The following is a 17,244-nucleotide window of genomic DNA, read 5'->3' on the forward strand; positions in this document are numbered from 1 at the left end:
GTCCGACCCAGGAGCAGTCACCATGGCCATAGACCTCGCAGGCCGCCACTTCCTCAAGGAGCTGGACTTCACGGCCGAGGAGTTCCGCGGCCTGATCGCCCTGGCCGCCGAGCTCAAGGCTGCGAAGAAGGCGGGCACCGAGGTCCAGCGGCTGCGCGGCAGGAACATCGCGCTGATCTTCGAGAAGACCTCGACCCGCACCCGCTGCGCGTTCGAGGTGGCCGCCGCCGACCAGGGCGCCTCCACCACCTACCTCGACCCCTCCGGCTCCCAGATGGGGCACAAGGAGTCCGTGAAGGACACCGCCCGCGTCCTCGGCCGGATGTTCGACGGGATCGAGTACCGCGGTGACAGCCAGGAGGCCGTCGAGGCGCTGGCGGCCCACGGCGGCGTGCCCGTCTTCAACGGGCTCACCGACGACTGGCACCCCACCCAGATGCTCGCCGACGTCCTCACGATGACCGAGCACAGTGAGAAGCCGCTGGAGCGGATCGCCTTCGCCTACCTCGGTGACGCCCGGTTCAACATGGGCAACTCCTACCTCGTCACCGGCGCCCTGCTCGGGATGGACGTGCGGATCGTCGCGCCGAAGGCCTACTGGCCCGCCGAAGCCGTCGTCGCCCAGGCCCGCCGGCTCGCCGGAGCGAGCGGGGCGACGGTCACGCTCACCGAGGACATCGCCGAGGGCGTGCGCGGTGCCGACTTCGTCGCCACCGACGTCTGGGTCTCGATGGGCGAGCCCAAGGAGGTCTGGGACGAGCGCATCACCGCCCTCGCGCCGTACGCCGTCACCATGGACGTCCTGCGGGCCAGTGGCAACGACGGCGTGAAGTTCCTGCACTGCCTCCCGGCATTCCACGACCTCGGCACCAAGGTGGGCCGGGAGATCCACGCCCGGCACGGCCTCACCGAGCTGGAGGTCAGTGACGAGGTCTTCGAGTCCGCGCACTCCGTCGTCTTCGACGAGGCGGAGAACCGGATGCACACGATCAAGGCCGTGCTGGTCGCCACGATGGCCACGCGCTGACACGATCGTGGCGAAGGTCATGCAAGCGCATGGTCATGCGCCCACTTGGGTGAACATGCGCACGGGTGTCTAATATGGTCCCCGTTGGTGGGGTTCGAGCTCGCACGCTCGAACCCCATTTTCGTGTGCGGCGACCGGCCCCCACTGCCGTCGCCGCACCCTCCCCCCACCTGCACCGCCAGAGATGAGACCACCGCCGTGAGCCCCCTGCGCCTTCCCGGCCCGCCGCACCGCGTCAAGGACCCGCACCAGCTGATCGCCGAGTCCGGCGCCGACCTGGAGGGCCACGGGCTCAGACGCACCATGGGGCTCTTCCAGCTGGTGTGCTTCGGGATCGGTGCCGTCGTGGGCACCGGCATCTTCGTCGGCCTGTCCGACAGCGTCGCCGAGGCCGGTCCCGCCGTCGTGCTGTCCTTCGTCCTCGCGGCCGTCACCTGCATCTTCACCGCGTTCTCGTTCGCCGAGCTGGGCAGCGCGATCCCGGTCTCCGGAAGTTCGTACTCCTTCGCCTACGCCACCCTCGGTGAGCGCACCGCCTTCCTCGTCGGCTGGTGCCTGCTCCTGGAGTACGGGGTGTCGGTCTCGGCCGTGGCGGTGGGCTGGAGCCAGTACGTCAACGAACTGCTCGACAGCCTCTTCGGACGGCAGCTTCCGGCCGCGCTCTCCGCCGGTCCCGGCGACGGCGGTGTGATCAACCTGCCGGCCGTCCTCGTGGTGATGATGGCCGCGACGCTGCTGGTTCGCGGCATCCGGGAGAGCGCCGGGGCCACGGCCGCGATGGCGGTTCTCAAGATCACCATCCTGGTCATGTTCTGCGTCATCGCCTTCACCGCCTTCGAGCACGGCAACCTCACGCCGTTCATGTCCCACGGCGCGGGCGGAGTCACCGCGGGAGCGTCGCTGGCGTTCTTCTCGTACATCGGTTTCGACGCCATCACCACGACGGGCGAGGAGGTCAAGAACCCCCGGCGGAACATCCCGATCGCGATCATGATCTGCATCGGCCTGGTCACGCTGCTCTACTGCGCGGTGGCCCTCGCCGCGATCGGTGCCCTCGGGCCCGAAGCCGTCTCCGACAAGCCGGCCGCGCTCTCCCTCATCGTCGACCAGGTCACCGACTCGACCGTCGGCGGCGGAATCATCGCGTTCGGCGCGGTCGTCGCCATCGCCTCGGTCGTTCTCGCGGTCATGTACGGACAGACCCGCATTCTGATGTCGATGTCGCGCGACGGCCTGGTTCCGCGGGTCTTCGAACGCGTCTCGCCGCGGACCGCGACACCGGTCGCCAACACCTGGATCGTCGCCGTCGTCTTCGCCGTCCCGGCGGCCTTCTCCTCGCTCGACGTGGTGGTGAACCTGACCACCATCGGGACGCTGGCCACGATGGTCGCGGTCAACGTCGCCGTGATCGTGCTGCGCCGCCGCAATCCGGAGGTGAAGGGCTCGTTCCGGGTGCCGCTCTACCCGCTCAGCCCGCTGCTCGGCGTCGCCTTCTGCGTGTATCTGATGTACGGGACCGGCTGGTCGACCTGGGTGCAGTTCGCGGTGTTCCTGGCCGTCGGCGCGGCGGTGTACGCGGGCTACGGGCGCTCCCGCTCACGGCTGGCGCACCGGACCGGAGCCTGAGGGCCGCCCGGTCAGGAGGCAGGCCGGGCGGGTGACGGCAGGGTGAACCACACCGCTTTCCCGCGCTCCGTCGTGCGGTGGCCGCAGGACGAACTGAGGGTGCGGATCAGCAGCAGTCCTCGCCCGTGCTCCTGCCACGGGTCGGGGATGTCGTCCGGCTCCGGGCGTGAGAGGTCGCCCGGCGGGGACGGATCACCGTCGTGCACCTCCACCTGGCAGCCGCTCGGCAGGAGCTCCACCACCAGCTCGACGGGCTCGTCGGCCGGGGTGTGCTCCACGGCGTTGGCGACCAGTTCCGCGGTCAGCAGTTCGGCGGTGTCGCTGTCGGCGGGTGCGTCGAGGTCCGCCAGCACCGTACGGATCAGCGCCCGGGCGATCGGCACGGCGGCCGCGGAGTGCGGCAGCGTGATGCGCCAGACGGCGGGTGCGGGGGGATCGGACGGCACGGCGGGGCTTCCGTTCAGGAGAGCGTGAACAGTCCGGGGCTCAAGGGTTCGGGGAGCTCAGAACTTCTTGGTTTCAACCTTACGAATCCCCACGACACGGGCAAGGGCCTGCCGACCGGTGCGAACAGGACGTTCGTCACTGGTACCCCCACTCCATCTATCGCGTACTCGTGACGGAAGTCACGTACGAGTGATAAATTCGGGGCCAGGCAGCAGCCCGACGGCCGAAGGGGACCACCCTCGATGAGTCCGTTTCCCAGCTCCGCGTCCCGTACGGAGACCTGGCACCATCTGCGGGTGACGACGCAGGACGGCGTCGTCACCGTCACCCTCGCCCGGCCCGAGAAGCTCAACGCGCTGACCTTCGGCGCCTACGCGGATCTGCGCGACCTCCTGGCCGAGCTGTCGAGGGAGCGCTCCGTGCGCGCCCTCGTGCTGGCCGGAGAGGGGCGCGGCTTCTGCTCGGGCGGCGATGTGGACGAGATCATCGGAGCCACGCTCGCGATGGACACCGCCCAGTTGCTGGACTTCAACCGGATGACCGGGCAGGTGGTACGGGCCCTGCGGGAGTGCCCGTTCCCCGTCGTAGCGGCCGTGCACGGGGTCGCCGCCGGGGCGGGCGCCGTGCTCGCGCTCGCCGCCGACTTCCGGGTCGCCGACCCCTCGGCGAAGTTCGCCTTCCTCTTCACCCGGGTCGGGCTCTCCGGCGGTGACATGGGCGCGGCCTACCTGCTGCCCAGGGTCGTCGGCCTCGGCCACGCCACCCGGCTGCTGATGCTGGGCGATCCCGTCCGCGCCCCCGAGGCCGAGCGGATCGGGCTGATCAGCGAACTGGCCGAGGAGGGCGGGGCCGACGAGCGGGCCGCGGCGCTCGCCCGGCGCCTCGCCGACGGACCCGCGCTCGCCCTCGCCCAGACCAAGGCACTGCTCACCGCCGAACTCGACATGCCGCTGGCCGCCTCCGTGGAGATGGACGCCGCCACCCAGGCCCTCCTGATGCACGGCGAGGACTACGCCGAGTTCCACGCGGCGTTCACCGAGAAGCGGCCGCCGAAATGGCAGGGCCGGTGATCCGGGTGACACCCCCCGAAGCCCGGCGCCCCGGCCCTCCACCCCCCGGCGGTGAAGCGGAACCACTCCGCAGGATCGCCGTCATCGGCGGCGGACCCGGCGGGCTCTACGCCGCTGCCCTGCTCAAACGGCTCGGCCCGCAGCGCGAGATCACCCTCTGGGAGCGCAACGCCCCCGACGACACGTTCGGCTTCGGCGTCGTCCTCTCCGACGAGACCCTCGGCGGCATCGAGCACGCCGACCCCGCCGTCCACGCCGCACTCCAACGCGAGTTCGTCCGCTGGGACGACATCGACATCGTCCACCGCGGCCACACCCAGACCTCCGGCGGTCACGGCTTCGCGGCACTCGGCCGGCGGCGGCTCCTGGAGATCCTGCACGAGCGCTGCGCCGGTCTCGGGGTGCGCCTCCGCTTCCGCGAGGAGGCACCGCCCGCCGCCGAACTGGCCGCCTCCCACGACCTGGTGATCGCGGCCGACGGCGTACACAGCCGTACCCGCGACGCCCAGGCGGACCTCTTCGGGCCCCACATCACCGCCCACCGCTGCCGGTACATCTGGCTCGCCGCGGACTTCGCCCTGGACGCCTTCCGCTTCGAGACCGCCGAGACCGCGTACGGCGTGATGCAGCTGCACGCCTACCCCTTCTCTCCCGACGCCTCGACCGTCATCGTCGAGATGCGCGAAGAGGTCTGGCGCGCGGCCGGATTCGACACCTGCGACCCCGCCGAGTCGACCCGGCACTGCGCCAAGATCTTCGCCGACGCCCTGGGCCACCGGCCGCTGCGCTCCCACAACTCCTCCTGGCTCACCTTCCGCACCGTCGTCAACGAGCACTGGTCGCACGGGAACACGGTCCTCATCGGTGACGCCGCCCACACCGCGCACTTCTCCATCGGCTCCGGCACCAAACTCGCCGTCGAGGACGCACTCGCCCTCGCCGCCTGCATCGAGGAACAGCCGGACCTGCCGACAGCCCTCGCCGCGTACGAGAGCGAGCGCAGGCCCGTCGTCGAGTCGACCCAGCGCGCCGCCGCGGCCAGCCTGCGCTGGTTCGAGGAGCTGGGTACGTACGTCGACCAGCCGCCCCGTCAGTTCGCCTTCAACCTCCTCACCCGCAGCCGCCGCGTCACCCACGACAACCTGCGGCTGCGCGACGCCTCGTTCACCGCGGCCGTCGAGGACGAGTTCGGCTGCCCGCCCGGCACCCCGCCGATGTTCACTCCGCTGCGGCTGCGGGCCCTGGAGCTGCGCAATCGCGTCGTCGTCTCGCCCATGGACATGTACTCCGCTACCGACGGCGTCCCCGGCGACTTCCACCTCGTCCACCTCGGTGCGCGGGCGCTGGGAGGTGCCGGGCTGGTCATGACGGAGATGGTGTGCGTGAGCCCCGAGGGCCGCATCACCCCGGGCTGCACCGGCCTCTACACCGACGAGCAGGCCGCCGCCTGGACCAGGATCGCCGGCTTCGTGCACACCGGGTCGCCCGGCACCGCCATCGGGATCCAGCTCGGCCACTCCGGCCGCAAGGGCTCCACCAAGCTCATGTGGGAGGGCATCGACCAGCCGCTCGACGACGGCAACTGGCCGCTGACCGCCGCCTCCGCGCTCCCGTACGCGCCGGGCGTCAACCAGATCCCGCACGCCCTGGACCGCGCGGGGATGGACACCGTCCGCGAGCAGTTCGCGTCCGCCGCCCGACGCGCCGAGGCCTGCGGGTTCGACCTCCTCGAACTGCACTGCGCCCACGGCTATCTGCTCTCGGGCTTCCTCTCCCCGCTGACCAACCACCGCACCGACGCCTACGGGGGCACCCTGGCCAACCGGCTCCGCTTCCCGCTGGAAGTCTTCGACGCGGTCCGTGAACGGTGGCCCGACGACCGGCCGATGACCGTCCGGATCTCCGCGACCGACTGGGCCGAGGGCGGGACGACGGGCGAGGACGCCGTCGAGATCGCCCGCGCCTTCGTCGCGCACGGCGCCGACGCCATCGACGTCTCCACCGGGCAGGTCGTCCCCTCCGAACAGCCCGAGTACGGGCGCTCGTACCAGACCCCGTACGCCGACCGGATCCGCAACACCCTGTGCGTGCCCGTCATCGCCGTCGGCGCCATCTCCTCCTGGGACGACGTCAACTCCCTGCTGCTCGCGGGCCGCGCCGACCTCTGCGCCCTGGCCCGCCCGCATCTGTACGACCCGCACTGGACGCTCCACGCAGCAGCCGACCAGGGCTACACCGGGCCGGGCGCCCCCTGGCCGCTCCCGTACCGCGCGGGCAGCCGTACCCCGCCGACGGGCCGTACGGACGCACCGAAGCCGCGGCTCACTCTGGACTGAGCGGCAGGCACTCGTGGCAGAGGCAGGGATCGGGGTGCGGGGCGGCGTGATGGGTGTGGCGTCCCAGCCGCGCGGTCCTGTCCAGCCGCTCCGCCAGTTCGGCCGCCTCCTCACGCGTCCGCACGGGCATGGCGGCGCACCGCTTGAGGACGGCGGGGGAGTACACCAACCGGGGCCGGAAGGTGTGCAGATGCCGGGTCCCGGTGTCGATGGTGATCCACCGCCCGGTGTGCCGGCCGTGGCCCACCGCGGTCAGCTGCGCGTTGCCCATTCCGGGATGGGTGTCCACGACGTAGACCTTCGCCCCGCCCCGGAAAGCCTTCGTGCCGGGCCGGAACTCCTGCCCCAGATCCCCGTACCGCCGCCACCGTACGACGTTCGCCGCGACCAGCCACTGGGGTTCGGGTACGTCATCCATCGCTCTCCTCCGCGCTGATCAGCAGCCGGTCCGAGAGGGGCCGGTAGCCGATGCGGGTGTACACGCCGTTGCTCGTCGGGTTTCGCCAGGGTCATTCGTTCGGATCAGGCCGGATCAGGGAGCAGCTCCCGGTCCGCCGGAGTCGCCGGCCTCGCCCGGCCACCGGGAGCGGGCGACGGCGGGGTCGGCTCGCCCAGCCGGTACAGACGCTGCTCCTTGTCGACGCGGTGCCCCGGCCAATGCGCCGCCACCGCCCGGGCGGTGGCCCGGTCGGCGTTCACACGGGTCAGCCGGCGGGTGGCCATCAGCGGGGCGATCGCCTCGGGGCGACCGCGTTCAGCGTCGCCGGGTAGGGCGGCGTATGCAGCAGGGTGCCCGCCACCTCGCCGTCGACGCCACGCCACCAGCCCAGTACCGGATCGTGGCCGCCGTAGGCGCGGGGCCCGTGGCGGCGCAGGGCAGCGGTGACGGTCAGCATGACCGTGCTCTCGGCAGGCCGGGCGCTCAGCGAGGGGCCGGCCGTGGCGAGGAAGAGCCCGACGTCGTCCGTGAAGGTCCAGGTCATGCATCGGCATTCTGCCGGGCGCACCGCGACCGGGGCACGCGGTTATCCGCCGACGAACTCCGCCCCGGCATCCCGCAATCGCTCGTGCAGCAGCCCGAACACCTTCGCCGACCTCCCGCCCGGCCACGTCGGCGGAAGCAGCTCCTTCGGCAGTCCCGGATCCGCGTACGGCACCTGCCGCCAGGAGTCCAGCGCCATCAGGTAGTCGCGGTACGCCGCCTCCGGAGCCGGCGCCCGCTCCGGGCGCGCCTCCCAGGACCGCAGCACCGGCTCGTGCCGCTCCAGGAAGCCCTCGTGCAGCCGGGCCACGGCGTCCAGGTCCCACCAACGCGCCACCGACTCCCCGGTGGCCGCGAACCCCAGGTGGTCACCGCGGAACAGCTCCACGTACGGGGTGAGGTCCAGACGCTCCAGGGTGTGCCGCGTCTCCTCGTACAGCGCGGCCGGCGCGATCCACACGCCGGGGGCGGCCGTGCCGAAGCCGAGACCGGACAGCCGTGAGCGCAGCAGGTGCCGCTTGTGGCGTTCGGCCTCCGGTACGGAGAACACGGCGAGCACCCAGCCGTCCTCGATGCGCGGGTCCGGATGCCGGTAGATCCGCCGGTCCCCGTCGTCGAGCAGCTGGCGCGCGTCGGCCGACAGGGCGTACCCGGCGGCCCCGCCCGGCGTCCGGGCCGCGACGAGCAGGCCACGCCGCTTCAGCCGGGAGACGGAGGACCGTACGGCGGGGGCCTCGACACCGACCGCACCGAGCAGCCGGACGAGTTCCGCCACCGGTATCGGGGCGTCGCCCGGGGTGCGGCCGTACGCACCGTAGAGCGTGACGATCAGCGAGCGGGGAGTGTGCGGTTCGACCATGTGATCATTCTCGGCCCGGTGTGCCGGGGTCCGCACCGGGTTCGTCCGCGCGAAGCCGGAACCGCTGCAGTTTGCCGGTCGCCGTACGGGGGAGTGCGGGCAGGAACGTGATGAGGCGGGGGCATTTGTGCGGGGCCAGCTCGGAGCGCATGAAGGCGCGCAGCGCGTCGGCCGTCAGGTCCGAGCCCTCCCGGCGCACCACGTACGCCGCGACGATCCGGCCGCGCAGCTCGTCCGCACGGCCCACCACCGCGGCTTCCGCCACGTCGGGGTGGCGCAGCAGGGCGTCCTCGACCTCGGGGCCCGCGATGTTGTAGCCGGAGGAGATGATCATGTCGTCGGCGCGGGCCACGTAGCGGAAGTAGCCGTCCGCGTCGCGCACGTAGGTGTCGCCGGTGAGGTTCCAGCCGTGCCGCACGTACTCCCGCTGCCGCTCGTCCGCGAGGTAGCGGCAGCCGACCGGACCGCGCACCGCGAGCAGCCCCGGCTCGCCGTCCGGCACCGGTTCGCCCTCGGCGTCCACCACCCGGGCCTGCCAGCCGGGGACCGGGACGCCCGTGGTGCCGGGGCGGATGGCGTCGTCGGCGGCGGAGACGAAGATGTGCAGCAGCTCGGTGGCACCGATGCCGTTGATGATCTTCAGGCCGGTGCGCTCGTACCAGGACTGCCAGGTCGCGACGGGCAGGTTCTCGCCCGCGGACACACAGCGGCGGAGTGCGGAGAGGTCGTGCCCGTCGAGCTGGTCGAGCATCACCCGGTAGGCGGTCGGGGCGGTGAACAGCACCGACACCCGGTGCGCGGCCAGGGCGGGCAGCAGTTGCTTGGGGCCCGCCTGTTCCAGCAGCAGGGCCGACGCGCCGGCCCGCAGCGGGAAGACGACCAGACCGCCGAGCCCGAAGGTGAAACCGAGCGGCGGACTGCCGGCGAAGACGTCGTCGGGCACCGGCCGCAGGACGTGCCGGGAGAAGGTGTCCGCGATGGCCAGCACATCGCGGTGCAGATGCATACAGCCCTTGGGGCGCCCGGTGGTCCCCGAGGTGAAGGCGATCAGTGCCACGTCGTCCGCCGCGGTGTCCACGGCCGGGTACGGGCCCGGCCGGGCTTCGGCCAGCCGCAGCAGGTCGTCGGGTGCGTCGCCGCCGTAGGCCGTGATCCGCAGCCCCGGCACATCGGCCTTCACCAGGTCGTCGACGGTCCGGACATCGCACAGCGCATGACTGACGCGGGCGATCGAGCAGATCGTGGCGAGTTCGGCCGCCCGCTGCTGGGCCAGTACGGTGACGGCGACCGCGCCGGCCTTCAGCACCGCCAGCCAGCAGGCGGCGAGGTGGGGCGTGGTGGGGCCGCGCAGCAGCACGCGGTTGCCGGGTACGACCCCCAGGTCCGAGGTGAGGACGTGGGCGATCCGGTCGACCAGGTCCCGCAGCTCCCCGTAGCTCAGCACACCGCCGTCGGGCGTACGGAAGGCGGGCCGGCCGGACCCGAAGCGCTCGGCCGTACGGTCCAGGAGCTCCGCGGCGCAGTTGAGCCGGTCCGGGTAGTGCAGCTCGGGCAGGTCGAAGACCAGTTCCGGCCACTGGTCGGCGGGTGGCAGATGTTCCCTGGCGAAGCTGTCGATGTGCGCTGAGGAATTCGGTTCCATGAAGGATCGCCCCCTTGTCGCCCTTGGAGCGTATCGTTTGGGTGACGGTAGTCAACGGTCCGCGATAAAGTCCCGGTCCCGGAAGGGACGGCACCGGGACGTTCGACAGAGAGGCGCCGGTATGACGGCATTCTCGCTCGATCCGGCACAGACCGCCTGGTGCGAGGAACTGCGCACCCTGGCCGACGAGCGGCTGCGCCCGCTCGCGGAGAAGGGCGAGCCGGGGCACGTCAACCGCCCTCTGGTGGCGGCGCTCGGCGAGCTCGGGCTGCTGGACCGGATGCTCGGGTCCGGCGCCCTCGATCTGTGCCTGCTGCGCGAATCGCTCGCCCGCGGCTGCACGGAGGCCGAGACCGCCCTGGCGCTCCAGGGCCTCGGGACGTACCCGATCGTGCAGGCGGGCACCTCGGCCCACCGCGAGCGCTGGCTCCCCGAGGTCCGCGCGGGCCGCGCCGTCGCCGCTTTCGCGCTCAGCGAGCCGGGGGCCGGTTCCGACGCGGCGGCGCTGGCCCTGGACGCCGTGCACGCGCCGGAGGGCTGGCGGCTGACCGGCGAGAAGTGCTGGATCTCCAACGCCCCGGAGGCGGACTTCTACACCGTCTTCGCCCGGACGACGCAGGGCGCCGGAGCGCGGGGCGTCACCGCGTTCCTGATCCCCGCCGACCGCCCCGGCCTGACCGGCACCCCGCTGGACATGCTGTCCCCGCATCCGATCGGCGCGCTCCGCTTCGACGGAGTCCCGGTCACCCCGGACGATGTGCTCGGCGAACCTGACCGGGGCTTCCGGGTCGCCATGAACACCCTCAACCTCTTCCGGCCCAGCGTCGGCGCCTTCGCCATCGGCATGGCCCGGGCGGCGCTCGACGCCACTGTGGAACACACCGCCACCCGCACCGCGTTCGGCGGGCCGCTGAGCGATCTGCAGGCCGTCTCCCACCAGGTCGCGGAGATGGCCACCCGCACCGAGGCCGCCCGGCTGCTCGTGTACGCGGCCGCCGCCGCGTACGACGCGGGGGAGCCGGGCGTCCCGCGGCGGGCCGCCATGGCGAAGCTGTACGCCACCGAGACCGCGCAGTACGTCGTGGACACCGCCGTCCAGCTCCACGGCGCCCGCGCCCTGCGCCGCGGGCATCTGCTCGAACACCTCTACCGCGAGGTCCGCGCCCCCCGTATCTACGAGGGCGCCAGCGAGGTGCAGCGCACGATCATCGCCAAGGAGCTGTACGCGAACCGGGAGCCGTCCGCATGAGCCCGATCCACCGGATCAACCCCGCCGAACTCTCCCCGCCCGCGGGCTTCTCGCACGCGGTCACCGCCACCGGGAGTCAACTGGTCTTCCTCGCCGGGCAGACCGCCCTCGACCAGCGGGGCGACATCGTGGGAGGCACCCTGCCCGAGCAGTTCGCCACCGCGCTCACCAATCTGCTCGGCGCCCTGCGCGCGGCCGGGGGCGCCCCCGCCGACCTGGCACGGGTCACGGTCTACGCCACCGATGTCGCCGACTACCGGGCGAACGCCGCCGAGCTGGGCCGGATCTGGCGGCGGCTGGCGGGCCGCGACTACCCGGCGATGGCGGTCATCGGGGCGGTGCGGCTCTGGGACGAACAGGCCCTGGTCGAGATCGACGGGGTGGCGGTCCTGCCCTGACGCACGAACGCCCTGTGCGGGCCCGGGAGTCCGGGACCGCACAGGGCGTTCAAACACTCTCAGAGCGATCGGCGCATGATCAGTACGGCTGCACCAGCACGTGCGCGGCACCCGGGATGCCGACCTTCAGCAGCTCGTCCTCCTCGGGCGTCGTCTCCCCGCCCGTCTCCTGCTTGAGCACGGCGCGCGACAGGGCCTGCACCCACATGGCACGGGGGCGGCGGCGGGCCTCCCAGGCACCGAGAGCGGCCGCGAGGTCCGCCTCGGCGTCCAGCGACTCGGCGAGCACCAGCGCGTCCTCCACGGCCATGGCCGCACCCTGTGCGAGGTGCGGGGTGCTCGCGTGCGCGGCGTCACCGGCCAGGACGACCCGGCCGACGTGCCACGGCTCCTCCACGGTCACCTGGGAGATCCGCGAGTACACCACCGCTTCCGGTCCGGTGACGGCGGCGAGCGCCTCGGCGACCGGGCCGGAGAACATCGGCAGCCGCTCCTTGAGCTGCTCGTGCGCCTTCTCCGCGTCGGGCCGGAAGTCCTCGGGCTCGGCGAACACCGCGCCCAGGTACATCAGCTCGTCCGTGATCGGAGTGAGCAGCGCCTTGGCGGCCTGGCCCGCGGTGCCCATGACGACGCCCTTGACGTGCTCCTGGCGGGGCACGGTGACACGCCAGTTGGCGAATCCGGTGTACTCGGGGGTGTAGCGGTCGCCGTACAGCCGGGTACGCAGCGGCGAGCCGATGCCGTCGAAGCCGACGACCAGGTCCCAGCGCCCGGCCGAGCCGTCGGACAGGGTGACGTCCACGCCCTCGCCGTCGTCGGTCAGCTCGGAGATGGTCGCGCCGAAGCGGATCGTCGCGCCGGCGGCCGTGGCCGCGGCACCGAGGATCCGGGCGAGCGCGGGGCGCGGGATGCCGTTGTTGGACGGGGCGTCGCCCATCCGGGGCTGCGGGATCTCGGCCAGGGTGTTGCCGGCCGGGTCGGCGATGGTCAGGACCTCCCACTCGAAGCCCGCCTTGAGGCAGTCGTCGAGGACCCCGATCTCCCGCATGACGTGCAGGGCGTTGGACGGCTGGATGATGCCGACGCCCAGGGCCTCCAGCTCGTCGCGGAGTTCGGCGACCTCGACGGTGTGGCCGCGTCGGGCCAGGGCGGTGGCGAGCGTCAGCCCGCCGATGCCGCCGCCGTGGATCAGGACGCGCAGGGGTGTTGCCATATCGGTTGTCTCCAGTGGGGAAAGGGTGCGAGGTGTCGGGGCGCGATCAGCCGGCCGCGACGGGCAGGCTCATCAGGTGGTCCACGAGGGCCAGCAGCACGTCACGGCCGAACGACCGCTCGCGTACGTCACCGACCAGCAGGGGGACATGCGGATCGAGGTCGAGAGCCGCTCTGATCTCGTCCGGGGTGCGGCTGTTGTGACCGTGGAAGCAGTTGATCGCCACGACGAACGGGATGTCCCGGCTCTCGAAGAAGTCGATCGAGGCGAAGCTGGTCTCCAGCCGGCGCGTGTCGGCGATGACGACGCCGCCGAGGGCTCCGTTGACCAGGTCGTTCCACATGAACCAGAAGCGTTCCTGGCCCGGGGTGCCGAACAGGTAGACGACGAGCTCCGGACTGACCGTGATCCGGCCGAAGTCCAGGGCCACGGTGGTCGTGTCCTTCTGTCCGACACCGGCCAGGTCGTCGACGCCGATGCTGGCCTTGGTCAGGAACTCCTCGGTGCGCAGGGGCGCGACCTCGCTGACCGCGCCCACGAGGGTGGTCTTGCCGACGCCGAAGCCGCCGGCGACGAGGATTTTCACGGCGGCGGGGGCCGCCTGACTGATGGTCATCTTGGCTCAGAGTCTCCCGAGTCCGTCGCGAAGGGCTGCCAGCATTCCCATGTCGGCACCGCCGGCCGCCCGGGCCACCGAAAGGGGCGCACGGGCGAGCAGCAGGCCCTGGGCCACCAGGTCCGCCAGCAGGATCTTGGTCACCGAGACCGGGAGGTTGAGGTCCGCGGAGACCTCGGCGACCGCGGCGGGACGCCGGCAGCGCTCCAGGATCATCCGGTGCTCCGGCTGGAGCCTGCCCGGATGGACCGCGGCGCCGTGCCCGTCCCGCGGGTCGTGCGCGGTCGTCAGCACGGTGATGAGGGTGAAGTCGTCCCGCTCGGGGGCGGTCCGGCCACGGGTGATGGTGTACGGGCGCACCATGGTGCCCGCACCGTCCTCCTCCGTCTCCTCGTCCTCCCAGTGCGGGGTCACGCGCGCGGCCCGTCCCCGCCGCCGAAGGCGTTGAAGTCGCCCCGCACCGGGGTGCTGAGCTTCTGGCCGACCTGCTGGACGAGGTTGTGCATGGCCAGCGACATGATCTCGGCGTCCACCTCCTGGGAGGCGACGACGGCCAGGTGCGTGCCCTGGGCCGCGGAGATGATGAAGAGCCACAGATCCGACAGTTCGACGATCACCTGGTGTACGTCGCCGCCGTTGAAGAGCTGGCCCACACCGCGGGCCAGGCTCTGCTGGCCGGTGCAGATGGCGGCCAGCCGCTCGGCGTCGGACCGCTCGACGGTGCGCGAGTGGCTCACCACCAGACCGTCGTCGGACAGCAGCACGGCGTTCAGGGTCTCGGCCACCGAGTCCACCAGACCGTCGAGCAGCCAGTCGAGGTCCTGGTGAGTGGCGGTAGTGCGTGTCATGACCGTTCTTCTCTCGTGGGGAGGGGTGCGGGAGGGTCGGGCTGCGTCGGCGGCTCGTCGGTCGCGCGGGCGGCGCGGGACCGGCGCTGGAAGGCTCCGATGGCAGCCCCGGCGCGGCGCGGGGCCGGACGGGACTGCGGGGACGCCTGCCGGCTCGCGGACGGGGACGCGGCAGAACCGGAGGCCGGCGTGATCCGCAGTTCGTCCACGAGGCTGGCCTGGCGTACCCGGCGCGGCAACGGGGGTTCCGCGGCGGGCGATGCCGGCAGTGCGGGCCGTCCCGGCCCGCTCTCCCGGCCGGTCGTACCCGCCGCCGGGGGAGCCGGATGGTCGGGTTCGGCCACCGGGAGCCGTCCCGGGTGTCCGACGGCCGGTTCCGGCTGCCGGGGCCCGGGCACCGGGAAGCCGGTCCGGTCGGGGACGCCCGCCGCGTACGGTCCCGGGTACGGCTGGTGCGGAGTCATGTACGGCTCCTCGGGCGTCTGGTAGGGCTGATGCGGTACCGGGTACTGGCCCTCGGCCTTCATGTACGGCTGCTCGGCATCGGCGTACGCGTCCTGGTGGGACGCGCCGTAGGTGCTGTCGCCCGGGCTGCCGCTGCCGTACGGGCTCCCGTCAGTAGTACCGCCGTACGGGGAAGTGGGTACGGCGTGGCCGTACGGGCTTCCCGCTGTACTTGCCGGTGTGCTGTCGGCATACGGGGTGTACGGAGTCACCGGATCACCGAACGGGTTGTCGGCGGGGGCCGGCTGCGGTTGCTCCTCCCGGTCGGGGAAGGGCTCGTCCGCCACCGTGTAGGGCGTCCCGGTGGTCTCGAACGGGGCGCCCGCGGCGTGCAGCGCGGTGACCCCGGCGAGCGCCTGGCCGCGGCCGCGGCTGGGCAGTGCGTCGGCGTCGCGGGTCGGTGCGGGTTCCGGGGCCGGTGCGGCGCCCGTGTCCTCGGGGGAAGGGACGGCCACCGGACCGGAGTGCGGGCCGGGGACGGTGAGCGCGTCGGGGACGAGCAGGACGACCCGGGTGCCGCCGAAGGCCGACTGGCGGAACTCCACCCGCAGGCCGTGCTGGTCGGCGAGGCGCGCGATCACGTACAGACCGAGCCGGATGTCGTCGGCGTGCGCCAGCACGTCCATCCGGGGCGGCCTGCTCATCAGCTCGTTGGCCTCGGCGAGCTGGTCGTCGTCCATGCCGAGCCCGCGGTCCTCGACCTCGATGGCCAGGCCCCGGCTGACCCGGGCCGCCCTGACCTCGACGGGGCTGGGCGGCCTGGAGAAGGTGAGGGCGTTCTCGATCAGCTCCGCCAGCACATGGGAGACCGGGCCCACGGCCCGCTCCGTGAGCCAGGGAGCGCCGTCCAGATCCAGCACCACACGCTGGTAGTCCTGCACCTCGCCCTGGGCGGAGCGCATGACGTCGAGCAGCGGTACGGGCTTGCGCCAGCGCCGGTGCGGGGAGCCGCCGGCGAGGATCACGAGGTTCTCCTCGTAGCGCCGGAGGCGGGCGGTGAGGTGGTCGAGGTCGAACAGGCCGTCGAGCACCTCGGGGTCCTCGTGCTTGCGCTCCAGCTCGTCCAGCTTCTTCAGCTGCTGGCCGATCAACTGCTGGGTGCGGCGCGCGATGCGCTGAAGCAGCCGCTCGAAGCCGCGGTGCTGGTCGGCCTGTTTGACGGCCGCCTGGAGCGCACTGGTGCGGGCCAGGTCGAGAGCGTCACCGAGCTGGGTCAGCTCGTCGGCCTTGCTGCCTTCCTTGCGGTCGCGACCGATGGCACGGGCCTCGGCCTCCATGTCGATGCGTTCGCCCTTGCCGAGCCGCTCGACGACGTCGGGCAGGGTCTTCTCCAGCTCCTCCGCCCGCTCCTGGAGCCGGCCGATCCGGAGGCGCAGGTTGCGGGTGAGGCGCCAGGTGATCCAGATGACGGCGATGACGGCGAGGAGGCCGATGACCGAGGTGAGAATGACCCTGATCAGCAGTGAGAGGACGCTGTCCTTGCCGTTCGCCACGACGACGTCGGTGCGGTGCTCCATCAGCTTCATCAGCTGGGGCGTGAGTTCGTCCATCGCACCGCGCCAGGTCTTCTCCTCGGCGCCGAGGCTGACGAAGCCGGCCTTGTCCGGGTCGGCGGGGCGCAGCACCTCGTTCTCCACCTGGGTCTTGGTCTTCCAGGCCGCGCTGCCGGAGATCTCCTCCCACATGGCCTTCTCGTCCGCCGGAAGGAAGGGGACGACCTTGGTGGCGTACTGGAAGGACTGGCCGGAAACGGCCTCGCGGAGTTGCTGGAGGTCTCCTGTGCTCAGTTTGCCCTTGGACCAGCCGCGGGCCAGCAGGGCGTCCGAGCGCGAGATCATCTCCTTGGCCCAGAACAGGTCGACCAGCGGCTGGGAGATGGTGGTGATCTCGCCGTTGTCCACATGGCTGAGCGCGGTGAAGAGCTTCAGGTCGACGGCGATCAGGTCCGTGTAGTAGCGGTACACGGCCTTCTGCTGGTCGTTGTCCCCCGCGTCGACGAGGGAGCGCTGGGCGGGGAGTTGGGTGATCGCCGAACGTGCCTGGACGACCGCGTCCCGGACCTCGCCGGGGGCGTCGTCGGTGGCGATGTCCGAAAGGGACTGGAAGCCGGTGATCGCTTCGTCGGTCAGCTTGCGCTGCTTGCGCAGCGCGTCGGTGGCACCTCCGGGGCGGGCCAGAGCGTCGGCGCTCAGCCGCCGCTCCTCCTGCAGGTTGTAGTACACGATGTTGGACGGCTGGCCGGCCTTCTGGGCCAACAGCCCCTGGGCCGCTTGCCTTTGGAAGTCGAGCAGAGTCTGACCACTGGTGACGGCCCAGAGGGCGGCCAGTGCTACACCGGGGACGATGGCCAGTACGAGCAGGGCCGTCCGCAGCGACATTGTGGTCGAGTCGCTCCGCCTTGACGCGCGCGTGCGCAGGGCATGCTCC

General features: G+C 72.0%; 17 protein-coding genes. 6 read left to right on the forward strand and 11 right to left on the reverse strand.

Going from position 1 to position 17,244, the window contains the following annotated elements; all coding sequences use genetic code 11:
- Positions 1-22: 22 nt before the first annotated feature.
- Both argF and OG446_RS29615 read left to right on the forward strand, forming a co-directional pair.
- Positions 23-1,027 carry an ornithine carbamoyltransferase gene (gene argF, locus OG446_RS29610; protein WP_328896865.1) on the forward strand — a complete coding sequence of 335 codons (1,005 nt, stop codon included), beginning with the start codon at positions 23-25 and terminating at the stop codon, positions 1,025-1,027.
- 198 nt (positions 1,028-1,225) lie between these two features.
- Complete coding sequence (locus OG446_RS29615) at positions 1,226-2,653, forward strand: amino acid permease (RefSeq protein WP_328896866.1); 1,428 nt, start codon at positions 1,226-1,228, stop codon at positions 2,651-2,653.
- A gap of 11 nt (positions 2,654-2,664) precedes the next feature.
- Here OG446_RS29615 and OG446_RS29620 read toward each other — a convergent pair whose 3' ends face one another.
- Positions 2,665-3,099, reverse strand: a complete 435-nt coding sequence (locus OG446_RS29620; RefSeq protein ID WP_328896867.1) for an ATP-binding protein — start codon at positions 3,097-3,099, stop codon at positions 2,665-2,667.
- Positions 3,100-3,342: 243 nt separating this feature from the next.
- On the opposite strand from OG446_RS29620, the gene OG446_RS29625 reads away from it, so the two are divergent.
- On the forward strand, positions 3,343-4,170 hold the full coding sequence (locus tag OG446_RS29625; protein WP_328896868.1) for an enoyl-CoA hydratase family protein: 828 nt from the start codon (positions 3,343-3,345) through the stop codon (positions 4,168-4,170).
- Complete coding sequence (locus OG446_RS29630) at positions 4,155-6,506, forward strand: bifunctional salicylyl-CoA 5-hydroxylase/oxidoreductase (RefSeq protein ID WP_328896869.1); 2,352 nt, start codon at positions 4,155-4,157, stop codon at positions 6,504-6,506. Before OG446_RS29625 ends, OG446_RS29630 begins: the two co-directional genes overlap by 16 nt.
- On the opposite strand, the gene OG446_RS29635 is transcribed toward OG446_RS29630, so the two are convergent.
- The 5 genes from OG446_RS29635 to OG446_RS29655 all read right to left on the reverse strand — a co-directional run bounded on the left by OG446_RS29635 (position 6,493) and on the right by OG446_RS29655 (position 9,989).
- Positions 6,493-6,924, reverse strand: a complete 432-nt coding sequence (locus OG446_RS29635) for a hypothetical protein (RefSeq protein WP_328896870.1) — start codon at positions 6,922-6,924, stop codon at positions 6,493-6,495. The two genes, OG446_RS29630 and OG446_RS29635, sit on opposite strands and share 14 nt — an antisense overlap.
- Before the next feature lie 104 nt (positions 6,925-7,028).
- On the reverse strand, positions 7,029-7,229 hold the full coding sequence (locus OG446_RS29640) for a hypothetical protein (RefSeq protein WP_328896871.1): 201 nt from the start codon (positions 7,227-7,229) through the stop codon (positions 7,029-7,031).
- Positions 7,229-7,489 (reverse strand): hypothetical protein, encoded by a 261-nt coding sequence (locus OG446_RS29645; protein WP_328896872.1) that lies wholly within the window; start codon positions 7,487-7,489, stop codon positions 7,229-7,231. Before OG446_RS29645 ends, OG446_RS29640 begins: the two co-directional genes overlap by 1 nt.
- Before the next feature lie 42 nt (positions 7,490-7,531).
- Positions 7,532-8,347: a PaaX family transcriptional regulator gene (locus OG446_RS29650; protein WP_328896873.1), complete on the reverse strand. Its 816-nt coding sequence runs from the start codon at positions 8,345-8,347 to the stop codon at positions 7,532-7,534.
- 4 nt (positions 8,348-8,351) lie between these two features.
- The gene (locus OG446_RS29655; protein WP_328896874.1) at positions 8,352-9,989 is read right to left on the reverse strand and encodes an AMP-binding protein; all 1,638 of its coding nucleotides are present in this window, start codon (positions 9,987-9,989) and stop codon (positions 8,352-8,354) included.
- Between the two features lie 121 nt (positions 9,990-10,110).
- Between OG446_RS29655 and OG446_RS29660 the strand changes: the two genes are divergently transcribed.
- Both OG446_RS29660 and OG446_RS29665 read left to right on the forward strand, forming a co-directional pair.
- Entirely contained in the window at positions 10,111-11,238 is a 1,128-nt protein-coding gene (locus OG446_RS29660; protein WP_328896875.1) for an acyl-CoA dehydrogenase family protein, read from the forward strand.
- Positions 11,235-11,636 carry a RidA family protein gene (locus tag OG446_RS29665; protein ID WP_328896876.1) on the forward strand — a complete coding sequence of 134 codons (402 nt, stop codon included), beginning with the start codon at positions 11,235-11,237 and terminating at the stop codon, positions 11,634-11,636. Before OG446_RS29660 ends, OG446_RS29665 begins: the two co-directional genes overlap by 4 nt.
- Positions 11,637-11,715: 79 nt before the next feature.
- Here OG446_RS29665 and OG446_RS29670 read toward each other — a convergent pair whose 3' ends face one another.
- Genes OG446_RS29670 through OG446_RS29690 form a run of 5 tightly spaced genes read right to left on the reverse strand, consistent with a single transcriptional unit; the run spans position 11,716 to position 17,195 of the window.
- A complete protein-coding gene (locus OG446_RS29670; protein WP_328896877.1) occupies positions 11,716-12,849 on the reverse strand; it encodes an FAD-dependent monooxygenase in 1,134 nt (377 codons plus the stop codon).
- 46 nt (positions 12,850-12,895) lie between these two features.
- The gene (locus OG446_RS29675; RefSeq protein ID WP_148021413.1) at positions 12,896-13,465 is read right to left on the reverse strand and encodes a GTP-binding protein; all 570 of its coding nucleotides are present in this window, start codon (positions 13,463-13,465) and stop codon (positions 12,896-12,898) included.
- 6 nt (positions 13,466-13,471) lie between these two features.
- Positions 13,472-13,879 carry a DUF742 domain-containing protein gene (locus tag OG446_RS29680; RefSeq protein WP_148021414.1) on the reverse strand — a complete coding sequence of 136 codons (408 nt, stop codon included), beginning with the start codon at positions 13,877-13,879 and terminating at the stop codon, positions 13,472-13,474.
- A complete protein-coding gene (locus OG446_RS29685; protein ID WP_219573747.1) occupies positions 13,876-14,313 on the reverse strand; it encodes a roadblock/LC7 domain-containing protein in 438 nt (145 codons plus the stop codon). The genes OG446_RS29680 and OG446_RS29685 overlap by 4 nt, the downstream gene beginning before the upstream one ends.
- Positions 14,310-17,195 (reverse strand): nitrate- and nitrite sensing domain-containing protein, encoded by a 2,886-nt coding sequence (locus OG446_RS29690; protein WP_328896878.1) that lies wholly within the window; start codon positions 17,193-17,195, stop codon positions 14,310-14,312. The genes OG446_RS29685 and OG446_RS29690 overlap by 4 nt, the downstream gene beginning before the upstream one ends.
- Between the last annotated feature and the right edge of the window lie 49 nt (positions 17,196-17,244).

This window comes from Streptomyces sp. NBC_00236 (assembly GCF_036195045.1).
Lineage (GTDB): Bacteria > Actinomycetota > Actinomycetes > Streptomycetales > Streptomycetaceae > Streptomyces.